The organism is Anaerosalibacter bizertensis, assembly GCF_009696605.1.
GTDB classification, from domain to species: Bacteria; Bacillota; Clostridia; order Tissierellales; family Sporanaerobacteraceae; genus Anaerosalibacter; species Anaerosalibacter bizertensis.
The window spans coordinates 19,655-41,569 of record NZ_VULR01000018.1 but is presented as its reverse complement, the minus strand read 5'-3'; the positions used below and the strand labels follow the sequence as shown (position 1 = coordinate 41,569).

22 protein-coding genes and 1 pseudogene are annotated in these 21,915 nt (G+C 32.4%); 3 read left to right on the top strand and 20 right to left on the bottom strand.

The features are described 5' to 3' along the window. The first annotated feature begins 144 nt into the window (after nucleotides 1-144). Complete coding sequence (locus FYJ27_RS10960; protein ID WP_229775549.1) at nucleotides 145-780, top strand: GyrI-like domain-containing protein; 636 nt, start codon at nucleotides 145-147, stop codon at nucleotides 778-780. A 15-nt stretch (nucleotides 781-795) separates the two neighbouring features. Here FYJ27_RS10960 and FYJ27_RS10955 read toward each other — a convergent pair whose 3' ends face one another. The 15 genes from FYJ27_RS10955 to FYJ27_RS10885 form a co-directional block, all read right to left on the bottom strand. After that, a complete protein-coding gene (locus tag FYJ27_RS10955; RefSeq protein WP_154484870.1) occupies nucleotides 796-1,662 on the bottom strand; it encodes a polysaccharide deacetylase family protein in 867 nt (288 codons plus the stop codon). Between the two features lie 13 nt (nucleotides 1,663-1,675). After that, nucleotides 1,676-2,137 (bottom strand): hypothetical protein, encoded by a 462-nt coding sequence (locus FYJ27_RS10950; protein WP_154484869.1) that lies wholly within the window; start codon nucleotides 2,135-2,137, stop codon nucleotides 1,676-1,678. Beyond that, nucleotides 2,098-3,333: a poly-beta-1,6-N-acetyl-D-glucosamine synthase gene (pgaC, locus tag FYJ27_RS10945; RefSeq protein ID WP_154484868.1), complete on the bottom strand. Its 1,236-nt coding sequence runs from the start codon at nucleotides 3,331-3,333 to the stop codon at nucleotides 2,098-2,100. Before pgaC ends, FYJ27_RS10950 begins: the two co-directional genes overlap by 40 nt. A 190-nt stretch (nucleotides 3,334-3,523) precedes the next feature. After that, entirely contained in the window at nucleotides 3,524-4,723 is a 1,200-nt protein-coding gene (locus tag FYJ27_RS10940) for an FprA family A-type flavoprotein (RefSeq protein ID WP_154484867.1), read from the bottom strand. Nucleotides 4,724-4,776: 53 nt separating this feature from the next. Further along, the gene (locus tag FYJ27_RS13055) at nucleotides 4,777-6,684 is read right to left on the bottom strand and encodes an acyl-CoA dehydrogenase family protein (protein ID WP_154484866.1); all 1,908 of its coding nucleotides are present in this window, start codon (nucleotides 6,682-6,684) and stop codon (nucleotides 4,777-4,779) included. 338 nt (nucleotides 6,685-7,022) lie between these two features. Then, nucleotides 7,023-7,751, bottom strand: coding sequence for an amino acid ABC transporter ATP-binding protein (locus tag FYJ27_RS10930; protein ID WP_154484865.1), 729 nt, complete (start codon nucleotides 7,749-7,751; stop codon nucleotides 7,023-7,025). Then, nucleotides 7,744-7,890, bottom strand: coding sequence for a hypothetical protein (locus tag FYJ27_RS10925; protein ID WP_154484864.1), 147 nt, complete (start codon nucleotides 7,888-7,890; stop codon nucleotides 7,744-7,746). The genes FYJ27_RS10930 and FYJ27_RS10925 overlap by 8 nt, the downstream gene beginning before the upstream one ends. 204 nt (nucleotides 7,891-8,094) lie before the next feature. Continuing rightward, complete coding sequence (locus tag FYJ27_RS10920; RefSeq protein WP_229775548.1) at nucleotides 8,095-8,205, bottom strand: putative holin-like toxin; 111 nt, start codon at nucleotides 8,203-8,205, stop codon at nucleotides 8,095-8,097. A 188-nt stretch (nucleotides 8,206-8,393) separates the two neighbouring features. Further along, complete coding sequence (gene yfcC, locus FYJ27_RS10915; RefSeq protein ID WP_229775547.1) at nucleotides 8,394-10,070, bottom strand: putative basic amino acid antiporter YfcC; 1,677 nt, start codon at nucleotides 10,068-10,070, stop codon at nucleotides 8,394-8,396. Nucleotides 10,071-10,110: 40 nt separating this feature from the next. Beyond that, entirely contained in the window at nucleotides 10,111-11,283 is a 1,173-nt protein-coding gene (iadA, locus tag FYJ27_RS10910; protein WP_154484862.1) for a beta-aspartyl-peptidase, read from the bottom strand. A gap of 407 nt (nucleotides 11,284-11,690) precedes the next feature. Continuing rightward, on the bottom strand, nucleotides 11,691-14,315 hold the full coding sequence (locus FYJ27_RS10905; RefSeq protein ID WP_154484861.1) for an ABC transporter permease: 2,625 nt from the start codon (nucleotides 14,313-14,315) through the stop codon (nucleotides 11,691-11,693). Next, nucleotides 14,312-14,992, bottom strand: a complete 681-nt coding sequence (locus FYJ27_RS10900; protein WP_326831082.1) for an ABC transporter ATP-binding protein — start codon at nucleotides 14,990-14,992, stop codon at nucleotides 14,312-14,314. The genes FYJ27_RS10905 and FYJ27_RS10900 overlap by 4 nt, the downstream gene beginning before the upstream one ends. Nucleotides 14,993-15,081: 89 nt before the next feature. After that, the gene (locus tag FYJ27_RS10895) at nucleotides 15,082-16,326 is read right to left on the bottom strand and encodes a HAMP domain-containing sensor histidine kinase (protein ID WP_154484860.1); all 1,245 of its coding nucleotides are present in this window, start codon (nucleotides 16,324-16,326) and stop codon (nucleotides 15,082-15,084) included. Nucleotide 16,327: 1 nt separating this feature from the next. Beyond that, nucleotides 16,328-17,020 carry a response regulator transcription factor gene (locus tag FYJ27_RS10890; RefSeq protein ID WP_154484859.1) on the bottom strand — a complete coding sequence of 231 codons (693 nt, stop codon included), beginning with the start codon at nucleotides 17,018-17,020 and terminating at the stop codon, nucleotides 16,328-16,330. A 108-nt stretch (nucleotides 17,021-17,128) separates the two neighbouring features. After that, complete coding sequence (locus FYJ27_RS10885) at nucleotides 17,129-17,350, bottom strand: hypothetical protein (RefSeq protein ID WP_154484858.1); 222 nt, start codon at nucleotides 17,348-17,350, stop codon at nucleotides 17,129-17,131. A 242-nt stretch (nucleotides 17,351-17,592) separates the two neighbouring features. On the opposite strand from FYJ27_RS10885, the pseudogene FYJ27_RS10880 reads away from it, so the two are divergent. Continuing rightward, nucleotides 17,593-17,811, top strand: a pseudogene (locus FYJ27_RS10880) (transposase); the annotation flags it as partial. A 328-nt stretch (nucleotides 17,812-18,139) separates the two neighbouring features. On the opposite strand, the gene hepT reads toward FYJ27_RS10880, so the two are convergent. From hepT to FYJ27_RS10865, 3 genes are all read right to left on the bottom strand, one after another. After that, nucleotides 18,140-18,553 carry a type VII toxin-antitoxin system HepT family RNase toxin gene (hepT, locus tag FYJ27_RS10875; RefSeq protein ID WP_154484857.1) on the bottom strand — a complete coding sequence of 138 codons (414 nt, stop codon included), beginning with the start codon at nucleotides 18,551-18,553 and terminating at the stop codon, nucleotides 18,140-18,142. Nucleotides 18,554-18,580: 27 nt separating this feature from the next. Beyond that, nucleotides 18,581-18,982, bottom strand: coding sequence for a type VII toxin-antitoxin system MntA family adenylyltransferase antitoxin (gene mntA, locus FYJ27_RS10870; protein ID WP_154484856.1), 402 nt, complete (start codon nucleotides 18,980-18,982; stop codon nucleotides 18,581-18,583). A gap of 92 nt (nucleotides 18,983-19,074) precedes the next feature. Continuing rightward, the gene (locus FYJ27_RS10865; RefSeq protein ID WP_154484855.1) at nucleotides 19,075-19,377 is read right to left on the bottom strand and encodes a DUF819 family protein; all 303 of its coding nucleotides are present in this window, start codon (nucleotides 19,375-19,377) and stop codon (nucleotides 19,075-19,077) included. 88 nt (nucleotides 19,378-19,465) lie between these two features. On the opposite strand from FYJ27_RS10865, the gene FYJ27_RS10860 reads away from it, so the two are divergent. After that, entirely contained in the window at nucleotides 19,466-19,618 is a 153-nt protein-coding gene (locus FYJ27_RS10860; protein ID WP_154484854.1) for a hypothetical protein, read from the top strand. A gap of 33 nt (nucleotides 19,619-19,651) precedes the next feature. On the opposite strand, the gene FYJ27_RS10855 is transcribed toward FYJ27_RS10860, so the two are convergent. After that, nucleotides 19,652-20,473, bottom strand: coding sequence for a phosphoenolpyruvate hydrolase family protein (locus tag FYJ27_RS10855; RefSeq protein ID WP_154484853.1), 822 nt, complete (start codon nucleotides 20,471-20,473; stop codon nucleotides 19,652-19,654). Between the two features lie 32 nt (nucleotides 20,474-20,505). After that, nucleotides 20,506-21,726 carry a Tm-1-like ATP-binding domain-containing protein gene (locus FYJ27_RS10850; protein ID WP_154484852.1) on the bottom strand — a complete coding sequence of 407 codons (1,221 nt, stop codon included), beginning with the start codon at nucleotides 21,724-21,726 and terminating at the stop codon, nucleotides 20,506-20,508. Between the last annotated feature and the right edge of the window lie 189 nt (nucleotides 21,727-21,915).

The window sequence follows — 21,915 nt, the reverse complement described above, 5'->3', positions numbered from 1 at the left end:
TATTTATTTTCCATACTTGTATCGTATCACATTTTGTGTACGTTGCCAAATTATACATACACATAGTTTTATATTTGGGCTATCCATCCCACACCTAAAGAAGTGGGCTTTTCGCCCCTTGCTGTAATAAAGGATTTGAGAAAATTGAACTTCTCTATAAATCAGATAAAAGCCTATTTAGAAGATAGAAATATAAATACAACTATTGAACTAATGGAAAAAGAAATCGATTTAATAGAAAAAGAAATCATGCCTTTAGTACTACTAAAAAAAGATTTAGAAAAAAAGGTTAAAGTACTTAAAGACTTTCAAAAAATAGATGATTATGAAAAGATAAAAATAGAAAAGATAGCAGCAAGAAAGATTATCTTCATAGAAGAATCTATGTCTAAAGAAGAAGAAGTAGATCTAGCCTTTCGCAAGCTAGAAGCTAGAAATGACTCTAAACTATTCTTATTTGCCAACAAAGATATGGGGGTTTTCATAGAAGAAGAAAGTATGAAAAAAGGGGATTATACTGTATATGAAAATGCCTTCTTTTTTGTTGATGATAATGAAGAAAAATACAATACCATCTTACCTGAAGGGTATTTTGCCACACTTGTATATAAAGGTGGATATGAAAAAAGCCAACCATTATTTGAAAAAATGATGGAATTCATAAAAAAAGAAGGCTACACTATAAATGGTAGCCCTATGGAAATTTACCGTCTAGATATCCATGGTACAGCAGAAAAAGAAGAATTTATAACAGAGATACAGATTCCAGTGAAGAAATAGATGAAAAAACAAGATTTAATCTTCTGGGATTTTCAACCATGGCTCTACAGTCTTTTTGAAAACAAAACGATCTACTAAAATCCTATTTTGCCAAAAAGGTGTATTTTCCTTAGAAAGAATCCTTGGAGCTAAAATATAAGCAGATGAAAATCCTGCCTCTTTTATAAGAGGAACCAGTTCTTCTTTTCCATCTCCATAAGGATATGCAAAATCCACTACTTCCACCCCTTCTAAATTTGCTTCAATAGTCTCCTTGCTTTTGATTAAATCCTTTAAAAAAGCCTTTTTCTGTTCCGGATAAAAAAACACTGGCTTATTGTCCACTAAACGATGCATATCATATGTATGAGAACCAACAGTTGCCAAACCACTATCAACCATTTCCTGTATTTGTTCCCAACTCAATAATGAAAGATTTTCAAAATCATCATTTCCTACATGGCCTGCTATTATAAATAAAGTAAATGGAATTTGATGTTTTTTTAAGACAGGAAAAGCGTTCTTATAAACAGATTCATCTACATCATCAAAAGAAATCCAAACACAATTTTTGGGATATTTTCCTGTTTCATTAAATTTCCTTAAATCATCTGGTGTAACAAAAGTAGCATCGTGCTCTTCCAAAATTTTAATATGTTCCTCAAACTCACTTTCATAGACTGAATAGTTTTTTAATTCATCAGAACCAGTTAGAAATTCCACTATTCTTGTAGCAACATGATCTTTTCGTACCCTATGATAATTAAGGCCAAGGCAGCCATTTTTTTCAACAATTACTGGAAAATCTATCTCTGTCTTACTTATTGTCTTTACCTTATCTATAACAAATGCTATAATAAAAACCATTAAAAATAGTCCAATAAATTTTAACAATCTTTTCATAGAAAACTTCACCTCAATCTTCCCTATCCCTTATTGGATTTGTTTCAAATACAACTACCTTCTCTTCTTGTAATATTTCATAAATATCCTCATCTATCATATCTAAATCCATTAAATCTTCTTTTGTTGTTATTCCAGGATATTTTCTACGTGTAAGGCTGCCAAATCTTTTCTTGTTATAAAAAATCCATACTAATAACATTATATAGATTGTAACAAGTAAAACTACAGCTATCTTGAAAAAACCTTGAATATCAGAATTGGTCATTTTAAAAGATACTTTAAACAACCTTGGATATTCATTATTAATAGAAAATATAGCATCAATAAAAAAATATATAACAGTTATACAATAAACCCATACTATTGAAGTAAATAAAATAACTATCCCTTCACGCCACCATGACTTCTTAGACTTAATTATAAAAGATTCATTTAACTTGAAATCCTTTGTCCTCTGTCTGGACTTGCCCATGTGGCATACCCTCCTTTTATCCTACTTTTAATAGCCCTAGGCAAAGCAAACATTACAATCATTGCATTCAATATCCAATAAATAAATGGATACCAAGCAGCCCATAAATAAAGATATAATACATTGTCATATTTGTTATCAATCTTTAGGGATGACCACAACTGTATCAAACTCAAAAATACTAAAGCAAAAGACGGAAAGGCTATCCAAATAAACAACTCCTGAATAGTATCGGCTATTACAAAATAATATATTGTAACAACAACCCATGAATAAGACCAAAATAGGCTAACCCATTGTTCTAAATAAATTGGCCATATACGCCGATGTCGCCAATCTGTCATAACTCTCCAATGACGAAAAATAACTTCCTGGCCACCTTGAGCCCAGCGAATCCGTTGTTTCCAAATACCACTTATAGTTTCCGGTACCAACATCCAGCACAGAGCTCTAGGCTCATAGCGAATATCCCAAAATCTCTGTTGCAACTTCCAAGAAATAGATATATCTTCTGTTATCATATCTGTATCCCATAATCCAACATCAACCAATGCCTTTTTTCTAAAGGCAACAACAACACCAGAAACTGTCATTATCTTACCTAAAATACGCTGTGATCTCTTAATTGCACCAATAATAGAAGCATATTCAACTATTTGTAACTTAGCCAACAATGTATCCCTATTACGAATTCTAGGATTTCCAGTAACAGCCCCCAATCTTTCTCCCCTATAAAGAAAGTGATATATTAAATAATGTATTGCATATGGATCTAAAACTGCGTCAGAATCAATACATACTAAATACTCAGCTTTTGAAGCAAAAGTTGCCAATCTCAAAGCATTTGCCTTGCCACAGTTTTCCTTACAATCTATAATCCTTAAATCGTCATATTCCTTTGCTAACCTATGTAGTATCTCTCCTGTTTCATCCATACTACCATCATTAACTGCAATAATTTCTTTATTTGAATAATTTATTTTATGCATATAATCAATTGTTTCCTTAATAGTCTCTTCCTCATTATAGCAGGGGATTAAAATACTGACCATAGGCCAGTCTACTTCATCAAAATCTACTGGCATCTCCTTTTCTTTACTTTTATGAAACAATTGAGAGCCAGCTATCCAAAATAAAGACATTATCAACGGATACCAAAAAACAAAGGTTGATAATCTATCCATAAATTCTTTCATTGGTATTACCTCACTTATGTATTAAATCTTCAAATAACCCCTATAGACAATTATATCACTTTGAAATGTAAAAAAGACATATTTTATAAACAACACATCTATAGATAAAATAATCTATGATAATTTAATTTTAAAGATACAAAAAACCGACTTATGAAGTCTATTCACAAGTCGGTCTTCTTTTCATATCTTATTTCATTGATTCTATAATACTATCAGCAAGGCTATCCATTGAATCAGCATCTTCTTCAGTCATTGTTGAACTTATTGAAAGCTCTTCATCTAAAATAGTCATTTCTTTCATTTCATCTACTAACTTACGCATTAGTTGGCCAGATCTAGGAGCCCATGAGCCATTTTCAATAATAGCAACAGTACGTTTTTGTAGATTCAATGCCTTCATATCTATAAGATAATTATGCATTGGTGGATAAATATTTAAATTGTAAGTTACACCAGCAAGAACTACATGGCTGTATTTAAATGTTTCAGCAATCAAATAGGAAACATGGGTTTGTGAAACATCATACATAGCTACATTTGTCATACCCTTTTCCACTAGTCTTCTTGCTAAATCTTCAGCAGCGGCTTCTGTACTACCATACATTGAACCATATACAATAAGCACACCTTTTTCCTCTGGTTCATAACTACTCCATTTATCATATTTATCAATAAAATATTCTAAATCAGTACGCCATACTGGTCCATGTAGTGGACATATCATCTTGATGTCAAGATTACTGGCTTTCTTAAGGAGAGATTGAACTTGAGGACCATATTTTCCTACAATATTTGTATAGTACCTTCTAGCTGGCACTATCCAATCACGATCAAAATCCATTTCATCATTAAATAATTTACCATTTAAAGCACCGAAAGTGCCAAAGGCATCGGCAGAGAATAGTACTCCATTAGTTTTATCAAATGTCACCATAACTTCTGGCCAATGTACCATTGGAGCAGCTATAAACATGACCTCATGTTTTCCAAAGGACATAGTGTCCCCTTCCTTAACTTGTATCACCCTATCACCAGGATGGAATCCAAATTGATTCATAAACAGAAAAGCTTTATTAGTACATACAATCTTCACATTTGGATAGCGAAGAATAATCTCATCAATACAAGCTGCATGGTCTGGTTCCATATGATTGATTACCAAATAATCTAAATCTCTGTCTCCTAAAACCCATTTAATATTTTCAAGAAATTGACGACAAACTGACCAATCAACAGTATCAAATAATACAGTCTTCTCATCTAAAAGTAAGTAGGAGTTGTATGAAATGCCTTCTGGAATAGGATGAATATTTTCAAACAATTCTAGACGGCGATCATTACCTCCAACCCAATAAAGATCCTCAGTTACTTCTCTAACACAATGCATACATAAGTCCTCCTTTTACGTTAAAATATATTTTTATATATTAATTATAACATTTAAGCTTCTATAAACATATCTTTGTCTTCACCACAAGCTGGACAAGTCCAATCTTCAGGTATATCTTCAAAACGTGTTCCTGGACGTATTTCACCTTCAGGATCACCTTCACCTGGATCGTATTCATATCCACATCCGTTACATACATGATGTTTCCAGTTTGGCTTAACTTTCTTTGGAACTGCTCTCTTCATCTTCTTCATAGGTGGAGCTTCCTTCTTAGGTTCTCCATTATCTAATGCAGCAGTAAGTAGTGGTACTATTTCCATTATATCACCTACTATACCATAATCTGCATTCTTAAATATTTTTGCATTAGGATCATTATTTATAGCAACTATTGTAGTAGCATCCTTTATACCTTTCAAATGCTGTCCTGCACCTGAAATACCACAAGCAATGTAAAGATTTCCGTTAAACTTCTGACCTGACATACCAACATAGCGATTTAGTGGTAAATATCCAAGGTCTTCAGCTACTGGACGAGAAGAACCGATAGCTGCACCAGCTTGAATTGCTAATTCTTCTATAAGTTTCATATTTTCTTTTTCTCCTATACCTAAACCTACACTAACTACTCTATCAGCCTTACTTATAGGAGTATCTATAGGGATTCCAACTGTGAAATCATAGCCATCTTTCTTTAAAGCTTCTACAAGAGCATTAACTTGTTCTTCAGGAGTTCCTTCTTTAAATATTTTTTTCTTACGATATCCTGTAGCAGGTCCTCCCTGAGAAATTGCAACTCCTCTATCACCTTTTGGCAATTTACCTATAATATGGGAAGCAATAACTATACGTTGGATTTCATTTGTCCCCTCATATATTGTACAAATCTTAGCATCCCTATAAGCACGTTCAACTTCCATACCTTTCATATAGCCACTTCCACCAAATATTTGAAGGGCATCATTAACAATTTCAAGACTAACATCGGAAGCATATTGTTTAGCCATAGCTGCCTCCATACTATAGCGTTCATTGTTTTCTTTTAGTTCTGCTGCACTGTAAACAAGGAATCTAGATGCTCTAAGCTTTGTTGCCATATCAGCTAATTTAAAAGATACAGCTTGATTGTGAGCAATTGGTTTGCCAAATTGAATCCTTTCCTTTGAATATTCTAAGGCATTTTCATAAGCACCTTGTGCTATTCCAAGAGCTTGAGCTGCGATACCAATACGTCCACCATCTAATGTAGCCATGGCAATCTTAAAACCTTCTCCTTCTTTGCCTAATAGGTTTTCTTTAGGAACTTTTACATCATTGAAAATAAGTTCTCCAGTGGCAGAAGAACGTATACCCATTTTATCATAACTTTGACCAAAGCTAAATCCTTCCCAGCCTTTTTCTACAATAAATGCACTAATACCACGAGTACCCATGCCTGGTGTAGTAACTGCAAATATAATATATATATCGGCTTCACCAGCATTAGTAATAAATATCTTTTCACCATTTAAAATATAATGATCTCCTTCTAAAACAGCAGTAGTCTCAGTACCACCAGCATCACTACCAGCATTTTCTTCAGTAAGAGCAAATGCTCCAATTTTTTCTCCACTTGCCAATGGAACTAGATATTTTTGTTTTTGCTCTTCTGTTCCATAAGCAGCAATTGGATATGCACCTAAAGATGTATGAGCAGAAAGAATAACCCCTGTACCTCCATCTACTCTAGACAATTCCTCAACAGCTATGGCATAGCTAATTGTATCTAAACCAGCTCCTCCATATTCTTTAGGATATGGAATACCCATCATTCCTATTTGGCCTAATTTTTCTATTGCTTCTTTAGGAAATTTATTTTCTTGATCTAGCATAAATGCAATCGGTTTAACTTCTTCTTCTGCAAACTTTCTAATTTTTGCTCTCAACTCTTCGTGTTGTTCCGTAGTCTTGAAAAACATATATTCTCCTCCCTTTTTTTACAAGCAATATTTAAACAATATATATTATTTATAATATCTTTTTTTAAAATGTTTACTTTAATGGTATACCCTAAAAAATTGTTTTATAACGTTAATTGAAAAAATATTACACTGTGGCCACTATCTTTTAGTATATATACCACATTCAATTAGGTTTTCCCCAACTTTCTTCAATTTTTTAAATAATATTTACTATATAGATTATTTTTATATTAATATCAGTATTTAATTGAAGTTTATATTTAAAATAACTTAATTGTATATAAAAACAGCTAGTTATTGAAATTAATTTCAATAACTAGCTACTTTTATACTAATCAATATTCTAATACCTTTGATAGAAATTCTTTTGTTCTATGGTTTTGTGGGTTTTCGAATAAATCTATTGCCTTGTTTTCTTCTACGATCTCTCCATCGGCCATGAATACTACCCTATGGGCTACTTGTCTAGCAAAAGCCATTTCATGGGTTACTACTACCATAGTCATACCTGTTTTAGCTAAGTCTTTCATTACATTTAAAACTTCTCCAACCATTTCTGGGTCTAGGGCTGATGTCACCTCATCAAAGAGCATTACTTCTGGATCCATAGCCAGAGATCTAGCTATAGCTATCCTCTGCTTTTGTCCTCCTGATAGGGAATCAGGATATACATCCTTCTTGTCCAATAAATTCATAGTCTTAAGGAGTTCAATAGCTTTCTCTTCTGCCTCTTTTTTTGTTAGCTTCCCTGTTAAAACTGGAGCTAAGGTTATATTCTCTAAAACTGTTTTATGAGGAAATAGGTGAAAGTGTTGAAATACCATTCCTATCTGCTGTCTTATTCTATCTATTTCCTTCCCTGCTTTGGCTATATTTTTATCATTAATATATATATTGCCAGAAGTTGGTTCTTCTAAATAGTTTATACATCTTATAAGGGTACTTTTACCAGAACCAGAAGGACCTATTAGGCCAATAACCTCACCATCTTCTATTTCTAAGTTTATATCCTTCAATACATGTTTATCTCCAAAATATTTATTTAAATTCTCTATTTTAATCATTGTGGACTAATCTCCTTTCAAGCAATCCTACTAGTTGGGATAATGAAAATGTAATTATAAAATATATTATTGCTACTATAATCAACGGATTGAAAGGTTGGAAGCTACTGCTTTGTACTATCTTTGATGCATACATCAAATCTGCTACCCCTATAGTTGAAGCTACAGATGTCTCTTTTATTAAAGTAACAAATTCAGTGACTTATTTTATTTTTTTATTTTTATCATGTTTACAATTCTATATGTTGTGGTATAATAAAAATAAGGTAATCGATACCGCAAAGGTGCGGTTGCCACTAAAGTGAATAAAAATCTTTAATCACTCTGCGGGCAGGCAGGGTGATTATTTTTTTCTCTTAACGTTATCCTTTGTTAGCATAACTATTAAGGAGATTAGTGATATAGTAAACATACCAAAAGCAATCATTAAAGAAATTGCCTGAAATGTACTCATATCACACCACCTCCCTGCTTTTCGATTACCTTGTCCCAATTGTATCATATTTGTTATTCATACTTCAACATTTTACCAATAAACCTACAAGAGTATAATGCAATAAAAAATGTGATTATGTAATTTCACAATTACATAATCACATTTACTAATTATAAATTCTTTTATTTATAAAAATCTATTATCTTCTACACCAATCCCACTATTACTCCTCCAATTACAAATAGTGAAGCTAGTATAAATAGTATTAGTTGAAATTTTATTTGAAATTTAGCCCATTTGCTCCATTCTAATCTTGCAACTCCTAGTACACCCATTAAACACCCAGATGTTGGAACTATTAAATTAGTCAATCCATCTCCTAACTGGAATGCTAATACTGATATTTGTTTTGAAACTCCAACTATATCGGCAAGTGGAGCCATAAGAGGCATAGTTATAGCTGCTTGACCAGAACCTGATACTACAAAGAAATTAAATACTGATTGGAATATATACATAAACCATGCAGTTATAGTTGTTGGCAATCCTTTCAAGGCTTTACTCATACCATATAATACTGTATTTAATACTGAATCTGTAAAAGGAGAAGAATCTCCTAAAACCAATACAATCCCCTGTGCCATACCAACAACCAATGCTGCTCCAACTAAATCTCCAGCCCCTTCTCTAAAGGAATTAGCCATATCATTTGCTGTCATATTGTTCAATTTAAATATAACTCCAATGATTCCTGAAACTAAACCCATTGTAAAAAATATAGTAGCTATTTCAGGTATATAATATCCGTGTTTCATTACACCCCATATAACCCATGCTATACCAACAAGTATTGTAATCATAACTAGTCCATGACCAAAATTAAATTCAAGTCTTTCTATATCTCCTACATTAAAATCTTTTCTATAATACTCATCAGACTCATAAGCTACAGATAATTTCGGATTTTTTCTTATCTTCTTGGCATATGTCATTATAAATACAATGGATACAATATTAAAGACGATATACATGAATATTCTAAATCCTGCTCCAGACATGATTGGAATCCCTGCAATTCCTTGAGCAATAGCTACACTAAAAGGATTCATCCAAGAAGTAGCAAATCCAATTTGGGTTGCAACATAGGTTATCATTACTCCAATTACAGCATCATAACCCATAGCAATAACAAGAGGTACAATTATCATAGCAAAGGGTATTGCTTCTTCACCCATTCCAAATATTGCACCACCTAAAGAAAACAATAGGAATAATATTGGTATTATAGCAACTTCCTTCCCTTGTGTCTTAGAAACCATATTTCCAATACAAGCCTCTATAGCTCCAGTCCTAAGTATTATTCCAAAAGCTCCTCCAACTACTAATATAAAGGCAACAACTCCAACTGCTGATCCCCATTTATCACCTTTTACCATTCCCTCAAATACATAATTTAAAAATCCCATATCTCCATCTTTTCCAAAGAGTTTTATCCCTTTCTTTTCCCCAGAACTTATATAATCTCCATATTCCTGAACTACTTTAAAAACAAACTTATCATCTTTTTCAACCTCTATGGCAGAAGCTTTTGTTTTTTCTATAGCTCCTACAGGCCCTTCTGAACCATCTTCAAACAGGACAGTTTCTTCATCACCTGTAGCATCTAGAATGTATTTTTCTCCATTTAATTCAAAACTCTTGCTTTGCCCATCTTCTAATTCAACTACAACATTATTATCTGAATCATATACTTTATACAATACATCAAATCTACCTACAGGAATAAGATAGGTTAAAATCGCTGCAACAAGTACTATAAAAAATATTATTATATAGGTGTCAGGCATCCTATACTCTTTCCTAGCCTTTGATTTTTCTGTCATCTAAAATACACTCCTTCTGTCATAATTATATAATATATATTTATTCAAATGTTCCCTTCACAACTACTTCTTTATTTTTAATCATAACTTGTCCTCTTGCTATAACTGTATCTATTTCAAAGGTATCCTCATCTAATAGTACAATATCTGCATCTTTTCCTTTCTCTATATGACCTTTGTCTTTTAATTTTAAAATATCTGCTGGATTGGCCGTAATAACCCTCAGTGCCTTTTCCATAGGAATATTTTCAGAAACTATAGCATCTTTTACTTCACTATATAGGGAAGTCACCTTTCCAATACCAATACCTATAAACTCACCTTTTTCATTGAATTCTGGAAGGCTTCCTTGTCCATCTGATGAAAAAGTAATATTATTTCCTGAAACCCCTTCTTCCAATGCTATTTTCAAAGCTTTGCTACATTTTGCCTCTCCTTCTTCTAAAAATTTCTTTGTAGTACTTGTAGTGAAATCTATTATTCCACCATTTTTGCCAAATTCAATAGCTCGTTTAAATAAACTTCCATTCCTATTCATATGTGTAGGTATAAACTGAGTAATAGGTATCTCTGTGCTTTCCACTATTTCTTCAATAAAATCTAACTGTCTCTCTCCATCTCCCATGTGTATATTTACAACTCCAGCCTTTCCAGAAAGAATTCCTCCAACCCTTGCATCTGCTACAAGTTTTGCAAGTTCATCTACCCTAGGCTGACTGGAACGATGATCTGACATAGCTATTTCACCAGCCCCTATGACCTTATCAATTAGCACTATATCATCTAATACACTTCCAGTTATAGTCCTAGTTGGAACTTGGTACGAACCTGTGTACATATATGTGGTTATTCCTTCTTCCTCCAATCCCCTAGCTTTTGCTAGTAAATTGCATCCATTCCTTGTAGTACCATCTGTTCCCAATACTCCAACTACAGTAGTTACCCCTCCAAGGGTTATATCTGTTAGTTGAATTTCTGGAGTCCTTGTTTTAAACCCTCCTTCTCCACCTCCTCCAGATATATGAACATGGGAATCAATAAATCCTGGAACTACATATTTTCCCTTTGCATCAATGATTTCCATGTGGACAAAGTCCTCTGGAACTTGAAGATTATCCACAACATAGCCTATTTTGTCCCCTACTATGAGGATATCTTTCTTACCTAAATAAGTAGGAGAATATACTTTTCCATTCTTTATAAGTTTCAGCATAAAAACACCTCCTAAAATTAATTATACATCAGCCCCTCATCCTCTTACTTATTACTTATTCTAGTTAAAATAATCTCTTTTTCAATCACGATTATCTCTCCTATCCTCAATTCACCATCCTAAACTAACATTTGCTCATTGTAATAGTTGCTATAGTATTTAAAATCAAAATATTCCCTTAATACTATGGACTCATAGGAGCCAAAAATATAGGCAAAGTTTATATATATATTATATCATAAATATTCAGTCAACAATCTCCACATACTAAATATAATTTAAAGTATCAAAAACTTTATATCTCCAGAAATTGGTATTATCTTAATATTCCTAAGAAAAAGTTGTTACCCATGCCAGGCACACAAATATAAAAAGTAGGCTGTAAAAAGCCTACTTTTATCAAAAACCTATTCTTCCATTTTTATTTTATCAATTATATTGCCATTATTTATTCTTTTAAGTGGAATATATGCTGATATCAATGCTACAGCTATAGCTCCTATGGAAGATATGAGTATACTATTCCATGGAATCATCCATTCAAACTCTCTAATCTCCATTACAATCTTATATAATACATAAGAAAGTCCTGTACCTATTATTCCACCATATATTGTAGCTATCAAACCATAATAGATACTTTCCAAGGCCACCATTTTCTTCACACTTTTCTGAGCCATTCCTACAGCTTTTATCATAGCCAATTCCCTAGTTCGAAGTATTAGATTTGTACTTATAGTATTTATAATATTTACACAGCTAATCAAGGCTATTACTGCTACAAAGCCATATAAGAATATATTCATAATTATATTTATTTTTCTCTCTTCCTCAGCCTGCTCTGAATAGTCAACATAATGGAAATTAGAATCCTTTTCTTCTAACTCAGCCAAATATTCCCTAACTGGACCATTGTTCCCTTCCCTTTCCATTTCAATATAGATTTGAGAATCAAGGTCAGTATCTTTTAATTTATCGTACATTTCTTCTGTAGATACTATATTTAATCCACCATTTAGATTATATTTAAATTCATTTGACAAAAGTCCTCTTTCCAGTATTCCCATGACCTTTACTTCTTTTAGGTTACCATCAGGAGCGTCACCTAAGTTCTCCCATATAAGTATCTTATCCCCTATCTTAAAATTGAATCCTTCTATTATTGCACCTTTATTAGTTTCCTCATTATATCCTGGAATAGTTGTTACTACTAAAACTCCATTTTCACTGTTTAACTTTTCAACATCAATAGTACCATCCTTTAAATATGGCTTCAAAGCATCCATATTGTCATTTCCAAAAGTCATTATATTACTATTAGATACTACTGTAGATCCCTGTCTTTTCTCGTCATAATAACCTTCATTTAACTCCTTCAACTTTGGACTTATAGCATCATCCTCAACCAATGCATCTACAAAACCTATACTAGATTTATATACCCTTTTAACATCTTCCATATTCTTTAACTCTTTGGAAATACTATTTAAATCCAAATCCCCTGGAGAATATATGAAGAAATTCCCCACTTCATCATCACTTACTGCTCCAATACTAAATATATAATTGGAAAAGCTAGAAAAGCTGATGAAAAGCACTATACTTATAACCATAGAAAATACTGTTATTACAAATCTCTTCCTATTCCTTCTTAAATTCTTATAAGCTAGTTCCCCTTCCATACCGAAGAGCTTCCTTATTAACTTAGAACTTTTAACCTTATTGAAAGTTTCCTTTTTAAATCCTCCTGTATTTCTCACAGCATCTAGTGGTGAAATCTTGCCTGCCTTCTTTGCTGGGCCATAGGCTGAAAGATAGACAGTTACCAATCCAAGTATGGAACTTATTAAAAATACTATTGGAGAAATCACTATCTCAAAATCAGCAACAAAATCAAACTTAATCAACGATATTATATATAGAACTATCTTCATAGCTAATACACCACAGAACAATCCTATAGGTATCCCTATAGCACTCAATAGAGTAGCTTCTTTAAATACCATATCCCTAATCTGTTTTGGAGTAGAACCTACAGAACGCAAAAGTCCAAACTGGGATATCCTTTCAAGTACAGAAATATTGAAAGAATTGTATATTACCGCAACTGTAGCAACTATTACTAAAGCTATAATAAATATTAACATCTGGACAAGGGCATTATTTAAGGCCTTTGATGGACTTTGAGCCGAAAGCTCTAATAAATCATCATTGTATTGAATGTTTTCTTCAGATAGACCAATATTTTTAGCTATTTTTTCAGCCTTATCCCTAGCCTTATTTACACTACTAAATCTTACATATATATCATAGTTATTGTCTTTTAAATCCTTTTTATCCAATCCAACTATAGTATCATATATATAACTTTCATGCCATACATTGTCAGATTCCATAATTCCTACTACTGTATATTCCTTTTCTTCTTCTTTCTCAAATCGTTCCCCTAAATCTGAATAATCGAAACCTCCATTTAAATACTGTGGTTCAACAGTTTCCTTTCCATCTTCTCCCTTAACCATCATCCTTTTACCTAAAGATAAGACAATTCTGTCACCTACTTTTGGTTTCTTAGGGAAATATTCTAATAACAGTTTTTCCAAAACTATTTCATCTGAACTTACAGGAAATCTCCCTTCCTTAACCTTATAAGGCAATATATCCAATGATTCCTTATCATATCCTCTAACACTTAAATATTTATAAGGAATAGGTATATCTTCACGCCTTTCTTCTTCCGTTGTTTCCCTTAGAGGGGCATAGCCCTTTGCTTTAGTTATTCCCGACTTCTCCACCTCTACATTTTTAGTTATTTTATCTATTTTATCTGATGGAACATCTGTGAAAATGGCATGATAATCTCCCATTCTTTTAATTACATCTTTTATAGCAGCATCCCTCATACTCATTACCATAGTCCCAATAGCCGTTATAAGGGCTACAGAAAGTATTATTCCAATAATAGTAAGGATAGTCCTCTTTTTCTGTACCTTTAAATACCTATAAGTTATTTGTTTATAATTTTTTATCATGATATTCTCTCATCCTTTACAATACTGCCATCTTCAATAGTTATTATCCTATCTGCTTGAGAGGCAATATCTAAATCATGGGTTATAAGTACAAGGGTTTGATTGTACTTTTGGACTGAAAGTTTTAAAAGATCTACTATCTCCTTACTATTTTGACTATCTAAATTTCCTGTAGGCTCATCAGCAAGTACTATTGACGGACTATATGCAAGGGCCCTTCCTATAGAAACCCTCTGTTGTTGACCTCCTGAAAGCTCATTAGGAAGATGGTTTTTCCTTTCATTAAGGCCTAAAATAGAAATAAGTTCATCTATATATTTTCTATCCACCTTCTTATTATCTAAAAGTAGTGGCAACAATATATTTTCCTCTACATCAAGGACTGGCACTAGATTATAGAATTGAAAAATAAATCCTACCTTCCTCCTTCTAAATATAGCAAGCTCCTCTTCACTTAAACTATATATATCCGTTCCATCTACAATTACCTTCCCACTACTCGGCTTATCTACCCCACCCAATAGATGTAATAAGGTACTCTTTCCCGAACCACTTGGTCCTACTATTGCTACAAATTCACCTTGATTAATAGTAAGATTTATATTATCAACTGCATTTACTTTCATTTCACCGGTACCATAAACTTTGCATAGATTTTCTACTCTAACAACTTCCACAGTTATCCCTCCTTTTCTTTTCTAATTATAGTCTACAATGTCTATCTTACAATAAGGTGAATTTTCAACTTACATTTTTGTAAGATGGCCTATATATTCCCCTTTAAAAAAGTAATGGTAAACTCAGTACCTACCCCTTTCTTACTTTTCACAGATATAATTCCATCTTGGGATTCTATTATTAACTTAGATAGATTCAAACCAATCCCTATACTATCGGCTTTCACATCACTACTACCTTTATAAAATCTTTTAAATATATGAGGTAGATCCTTCCTATCTATTCCCTCACCATTATCCTTTATAACTACCTGGCTAAATAGTGGGGTCTCACTTAAAATTATATTTATCTCCCCACCTTCATCAGTATGCTCTACACAGTTCTTTATAATATTTATAAAGGCCTCCCCTGTCCAATCCTTATCCCCACGGAAATAACAGTTTCCATTTTTCTCAACAATATTTATCCTCTGTTCCTTCTCCCTAATCTTCGTATTTAATCCAGAAAGTGCAATTTCAATAGGCTCCCTTAAAAAGATTTCTTCTCTTTTAAACTGTATAGCTCCAACTTCAAGACGGGCCATTTTCAATAGATTTATAATAAGCCATTCCATCCTATCTAATTGGCCCCTCATCCTCTTTAAAAAATCTACTTTAATATCTTCTTCCATATCCTCATCTTCAAGTATTAACTCATTTAGCATAATAAGGGAAGATAGAGGGGTTTTTAATTGATGAGAAATATCAGATATTATATTCTTCAAAAAACTCTTCTCATTATTTAATCCTTCCAAACTTGCTTCCAACCTATTAGACATTTGATTGAATTGGTGATTTAAAATATTAAAATCACCTTCCCCAGCTTCCTCCAATACTATAGAAAAATCGCCTTCCACAACCCTTTCAGCAGCAAAAGATATATTCCTTACCTTATTATAGATAAAATTATACTCCCTTCTTATTAATAAAAATAAGGGGATAAAATAGATAAGGGATGTAAAAAATATTATTCCTTCAACTTTAGGTAGTATATCCTTAAAGGCTGGCTGAAGCCTAGGCTTCATACTCTTATCATAGCCATATTGGATAAGGAGTTTTTCCCCTTTTTCAATATCTGCCTTACTTGGACCTTTCGTTATATATCCAGTTATTTCCCCTTCCAATTCAGGATGTTTATCCAATATATTCCCTACTATAGCTGTATTTTGTTCTACTATCTTTTTATTTACCTCTTTCATTCCATAGTTCAATACTCCAAATATACAAATACTAAATATAATTTGAAGTATCAAAAGCTTTATAAAAACAGATTTTATTTCAGGATTTCTAAACATCCTAAACCCTCCTTATATCCATATCCCATTTATATCCTAGCCCTCTTACAGTCTTAATATATATAGGTGTAGATGAATTGTCCTCTATTTTTTCTCTAAGCCTTTTAATATATACTGAAAGGGTATTGTCATCTACAAACTCTCCCCCAGTATCCCAAAGGCTTTCCAATATATTGCTCCTAGAAAGAACTTGATTAGGATTCTTCATGAAATTTGCAAGAAGTTTGTATTCAATAGGGGTAAGAGAAACTTCCTCACCATACTTTTCTACTTTTCCTTCTAAAAAATATAACTTTATATCTCCAGAAACCAGTATCTTTCCCAAACTATCCTCCCCATACCTTCTAAGAACAGATTTAATCCTAGATATAAGCTCCCTTATCCTAAAAGGCTTTGAAATATAATCATCTGCACCAATATCCAAACCCATTACCACATTTACTTCCTCATCACAGGCAGTTAGAAATATAATAGGAATATTAGACTTCTCCCTTATTTCCTTACAGAACTCATAGCCATTCCCATCAGGAAGCATAACATCTAAAAGTATTAGTTGATAATTTCCCACACTAAAAAGCTCCCTAGCTTTAGATAAGTTATTTGCCACATCTATCTCATAACCTTCATTTTTAAGTGAATATTCCAATCCAATAGCCAACGTACCATCATCTTCCACAAGTAAAATCTTACTCATATACATCCCCCTCTTTTTCCATAAATTATAACATATAAATATGGGCATAAAAACACCTCACAAGCTGGGATAGCTTATAAGGTGTTTTTATGCCCTCTTACTCTCCCCCTATATATACATAAAAGATTGTGGCGCAATTTTTATTTTAGGATCAACTTCGTATAAATCAAGTGGCTCTTGATAAATAGTTGTGTTTTTTAACACTTTTATCGTATCTCCTTTAATTAAATAATAGTAAATAATTATCCCATCTTTATATCGACCTACCCATGAACCAAAGAAATCAAATCCACCTAAAAGTCTTGCTGCAGGATCCACATTAACTTTCACTTTGTATTTATTCTCTAATATATCTGGAACTGCTCCATAACAAAAATAGATCACTTCTTATAATCAGAAATGCAAAATCTGGAATTATTCTTGCTATTTCAGTAGGGGAAGGGTTCACGGAGCTTTAGGATACAAGACACTAATTGAATATAGAGAACTAAGTACTATGACATTAGGAAAGACATCATAGATATTTAATAAAATCTATGTTAAGTAGGATTTTGTTCAAAAAGGGGTTGCCAATCCAGTATACAACTAATATTATAAAAAGCTTGCATAGACAATTTAGAAAGGTTACAAAGACTAAATCAGTCTTTCCGTCGGATCAATCTTTAGAAAAAATGCTTTATCTAGCAAGCCAAAATGTAATGAAAAAGTGGAGTAGGCGCTATAAGAATTGGGATTATATCTTCAATCAATTAGTTATATATTTTGAAGGAAGGATAGAACCTTACCTATAAAATAAGACTATAATTTGATTAAAAATTAGCCATTTAATAAATAAAAAAGTAGCATTACTTCTTACTTATTAATCCCACTTATCCATTGTAAAAATTATTGCCAAAGTTATAAGATTTTATGTATATTATCCTAAAACTTTGGCAAACTAAAATAAAAATGAAAGTTTAACATTTACATTTAATTCAATATTTCTTGAATATTTCTTGTCAGAATAGAGCTATCGCTCTTCTACTAAAAACACAAACTATTTTACAGACTCGAAACTTAATTACCAAACTTCTTAGAAGCCGCCACTTCAAAATCTGTAAGATTTCAGTGGTGGGTAATTCACACATAATTCACAACTATATCTCTAAAATTTTCTATATCTTTTAAATTATTTTTTATTATATCATATACTATTTCCCTATCTAAATCTATATAATCATGTACCAATATATTTCTAAATCCTGCCATATTACATAAGTTTAATTTCAAATTGTTATCTATTATATTATTTTCGAATAGGATAATGAATACTTCCCTGTTACTTTCAGGTTTTCTAAATCCCATATTAGCAATTATATGATTCCCAATATCTATTATACACTCTATAGCTAGGTGCAAAAATCTTTCGGCAGAACCATAAATCAGTGCATTTTTTAGATATTCACCCTTAGAATATTTTCCAATTTCATGTAAAAATTTAATATATTCATCCAATTTACTTATTCTAGTTAAAATAATCTCTTTTTCAATCATGATTATCTCTCCTATCCCCAATTCACCCTAAACTAACATTCGCTCATTATAATAGTTGCTATAGTATTTAAAATCAAAATATTCCCTTAATACTATGGATTCAAAGGTAATTCTATCTCTACTATCTTTGATAACAATACCCTCTTGTATAATTTTATATTTTAAAAACACAGAATCTGCATTTAGAAATACTATATCTACATCTTTTTTAAATATAGACTTGCCCAATTCTATTAAATTTCCCCTGACAAATAACCCTGACATTTTATCCATATTTATTTCCTTAGGCATAATAGCTATATCTATATCACTATTAATATTTTCTTCACCTCTTGCATAGGAACCAAAAATATAGGCAAAGTTTATATTGCACATTTCTTCTGCCCGTTCTAAAAATATATTGATACTCTCCCTTAATAAATCATTCATAATATCACCTATTATTTAAAATGTTTTATAATATAAGTTTATATATATTATATCATAAATATTCAGTCAACAATCTCCACTAATTTAAAATCTCATATCCTTTCAAGATCTTTATGAAAAATATTCTTGTTTTCTATGTCTGCAATAGTTGTTGCAGCTATTATCTCACTAGGTACATTAAAGGCATCAGATAAAGCTACAAAGTTAACTCCTCCGCCTATATAAGACCCTGTCATAATAGTTGCTACATAGCCTAAATCAGGGATATGATTTCGTAGGGTAAAATATCCTACAAATGCACCTATTAATGTTCCAACTGCCCCTATTATGAAAGTCATCAATAACCTACCACTTTCTCTCCATATCTTTTTTATATTACATTCATAAAGGAGCATTGGAATAGCAAAGATATCATATAGGAATGGAAATATATATTGTAAAGAACCTCACAATACAGAATACTCAAAAAGTAGTTCATATAAAATGTTTGAAAATGAAATATTAAAAAGATTATTAGAGGAAGATATAATAGTTGAAGGTGAATCTATTTCACCAATTATTTTTGAAAGGATTTTAAAATATGGCTTAGAAGCTACCATAGAAATATTAAAATTAGAAAAGAAACTAGAAAAATAATTTTTCTAGTTTCTTTTTAATACATATTCATATTTACTTCTTTATATTCTTAAATGACTCTACCTGTTCCTTAATAGCTAGTTCCGTAGGTATTCTCTCTATACTAGATGCACCGAAGAATCCAACTACTCCTTCTGTTCTTTCAAGTACATAGGCTGCATCTTCTGGCATAGCAATAGGTCCACCATGACAGATTACCATAATATCTGGATTCACTGATTTGCCAGCATTACAAATTTCTTGAACCCTTTTAACTGAATCATCTAGAGTCAAAGCTGTTTTAGCGCCTATTGTTCCTTTGGTTGTAAGTCCCATATGGGCAACTAAGATATCAGCACCTGCTTCTGCCATCTTCTTGGCTTGTTCTGTATCGAAAACATAGGGAGTAGTTAGCATATCCAATTGACTAGCTTTTCTTATCATATCTACTTCCAAATCATATCCCATACCTGTTTCTTCTAGGTTTTGTCTAAATACTCCATCTATCAGTCCTACTGTTGGAAAATTTTGTACCCCTGCAAACCCTTGATTTTTTAATTCTTCTAAAAACTTATCCATTACCCTAAAAGGATCTGTACCACAAACTCCAGCTAGTACCGGTGTATTCTTAACTATTGGTAACACTTCTCTTCCCATTTCCATCACTATCTCATTAGCATCTCCATAAGGAAGAAGTCCAGCTAAAGAACCACGACCAGCCATTCTATACCTACCAGAATTATATATGATAATAAGGTCTACACCACCAGCTTCAGCACTTTTAGCAGATATACCAGTTCCAGCACCTGCCCCTATAATAACCTTCCCTTTAGATACTTCATCCTTCAATCTTTTAAGTATTTCAATCCTAGTCATTATACATTCACCTCTTTTAATATTTTTATCCCCTATTTATTTTTATTAGCATCCATTAAATCCACCAATTTCCTTGCTGCTTCCAAGGCAAACTTCCTATCATTAATATCTAAATCCATCTCAACTAATTCCACTTTATCTTCATCAATATTTTTTCTCAATGTATCGAATAATACTAGATCTTCCTCAGGCCCATAAAAAGGTTGGTCTTCTACATCTATCATTGAAACTCCCTTTAATGGCAACATCAATACAGTTGGTCCTTCTGTATTGTTTAATTTTTCAGATATTATTTCCCCTAATTTCTTGTTCTCTTCAACAGTGGTACGCATCAATGTTACAGTAGGATTATGCTTATAAAATTTCCTACCGTTAAACTTTTCTGGTACTGTATCTATAGGCCCAAAGTTCACCATATCCATTGCCCCAACAGACACAACTTGAGGAACCTTACACTTACCTGCCATTTCTAAACGATCAGCCCCAGCAGACAACACTCCTCCTACTAATTCATCACATAGTTCTGTAGTAGTTAAATCTAGGACACCATCAAAGAAACCATTTTCAATAAGCCTTTCCATGGTTTTTCCACCTGTACCTGTCGCATGGAATACTAGTACCTCATATCCTTCTTTTTCTAGATATTCCCTAGCCACATCAACACATGGAGTAGTAACACCAAACATAGTTGCTGCTACTAATGGTTTCTTTTCAATCTTTTCTTCATGTTCAAACTTCACCATACCTGCAATTGCTAAAGCAGCATTAGTAAATATTTTAGTAGATATAGAATTTAGGCCTGACACATCTACAATAGATGGAATCATAATGATATCACTAGTACCTACATATTGCTGTACATTCCCTGAGGCAACTGTAGATACCATGACTTTAGGTACTCCTACTGGCAAAGCTCTCATTCCAGGTGTGACCAATGATGTACCACCACTTCCCCCAAGGGAAATGATTCCATGAAACTTACCTTCAGAATATAGCCTTGGAATTAGTTTCTCCATACCTTTAGATAATATTTCTGTTCCAAGAGCCCTATCCTTTTTTGCTGCAATTTCATCAATATTTTCTCCAATTTCCCTAGCTACTGTAGCATTAGATACATCTGTTTCAACTGTTGGTTCAAAAACACCACAATGGATTGTCAAAGTGTTTAAACCTAGATTCTCTAGAACTTCCTTTATATAGGTAAACTCTTTGCCCTTAGAATCAAAAGTTCCCGCAATAGCTATAGTCTTCAAAAAGCTCCCTCCTTGCCCCTTAACCTTTTATTAAATCTTGTCCAATTAAAAACTTTGCTGAATTAGATATATAGTGTATCCTATGATTTTATAAGATATTCTAAATAATTTTATGTTATATATTTTAAAATTAATTGAGCATTTTCTTTATTATTTCATATATTAATTATCTACCATTTTTCTTCCCAT